This is a genomic window from Streptomyces sp. NPDC127084 (assembly GCF_042724175.1).
Classification (GTDB): domain Bacteria; phylum Actinomycetota; class Actinomycetes; order Streptomycetales; family Streptomycetaceae; genus Streptomyces.
This window is the reverse complement of sequence record NZ_JBHXFA010000363.1, coordinates 1-1398: the sequence shown is the minus strand read 5'-3', so window position 1 is coordinate 1398 and position 1398 is coordinate 1. Positions and strand designations below refer to the sequence as shown.

The window sequence follows — 1398 nt, the reverse complement described above, 5'->3', positions numbered from 1 at the left end:
CCCTGGGCCGTGGGGGGGCTCGGGGGGCGGGCGGGGCGGGGTGGCCCCGCCGCGTCGCAGGCCCGCAGGCTCAAGGAACCGACGGAGCTGGAGATCGTCGCCTTCGAACGGTCCCACTTCGCCTCGTACTCCGCGTGCGGCATCCCGTACTGGGTCGGCGGCGATGTCCCCGGCCGGGACGAACTGATCGCGCGCACCCCCGGCGAGCACCGGGAGCGCGGGATCGATCTGCGGATGCGCACCGAGGTGGTCGAGCTCGATGCCGCGCGGCACGGCGGCGGCCGGGTCAGGTCCCGTGACCTGGAGTCGGGCGCCGAGTCGTGGACGGACTTCGACAAGCTCGTCATCGCGACCGGCGCCCGGCCGGTGCGCCCCTCGCTCCCAGGTATCGACGCGCCCGGGGTGCACGGGGTGCAGACCCTGGACGACGGCCAGGCGCTGCTGGACACGCTGTCCCGGTCGACGGGGCGGCGTGCCGTGGTGGTCGGCGCCGGGTACATCGGGGTCGAGATGGCCGAGGCGCTGCTGAAGCACGGCTACGAAGTGACCGTCGTCAACCGCGGCGAGCAGCCGATGGCCACCCTCGACCCCGACATGGGCCGGCTGGTGCACGAGGCGATGGACGGTCTCGGCATCACCACGGTCAACGACTCCCCCGTCACCGCCGTCCTGACCGGTCCTGACGGCCGGGTGCGCGCGGTCGCCACCGACGACGCCGAGTACCCGGCCGATGTCGTCGTACTCGGCATCGGTGTGGAGCCGGAGACGACGCTGGCGCGGGCTGCGGGGCTGCCGCTGGGGGCCTACGGAGGCCTGCTCACCGATCTGGCGATGCGGGTACGGGGTCACGAGCAGGTCTGGGCGGGCGGCGACTGCGTCGAGGTGCTGGACCTGGTCTCGGGCCGAGAGCGGCATGTCCCGCTCGGTACGCACGCCAACAAGCACGGCCAGATCATCGGTGCGGGCGTCGGCGGCGGCTACGCCACGTTCCCGGGGGTGGTGGGCACGGCCGTCAGCAAGGTCTGCGATCTGGAGATCGCGCGCACCGGTCTGCGCGAGAAGGACGCCCGCGAGGTGGGGCTGCGCCATGTGGCGGTGACGGTCGAGTCGACCAGCCGCGCGGGCTACTACCCGGATGCGGCGCCGATGACGGTGAAGATGCTCGCCGAGCGCGGCACGGGTCGGCTGCTGGGTGTGCAGATCGTCGGCCGCGAGGGTGCCGCGAAGCGGGTGGACATCGCGGCGGTGGCCCTCACGGCCGGGATGACGGTGGAGCGGATGACCTCCCTCGACCTGGGCTACGCCCCGCCCTTCTCACCGGTCTGGGATCCGGTCCTGGTCGCCGCGCGCAAGGCGGTGGCGGCGGTCCGGGAGGCCGGCTACTGACCGCGGCCGGAC

1 protein-coding gene is annotated in these 1398 nt (G+C 73.7%); it reads left to right on the top strand.

All coding sequences use genetic code 11. The features are described from left to right. The first annotated feature begins 9 nt into the window (after window positions 1-9). Entirely contained in the window at window positions 10-1386 is a 1377-nt protein-coding gene (locus ACFWI9_RS34225; RefSeq protein ID WP_387169190.1) for an FAD-dependent oxidoreductase, read from the top strand. Window positions 1387-1398: the final 12 nt, after the last annotated feature.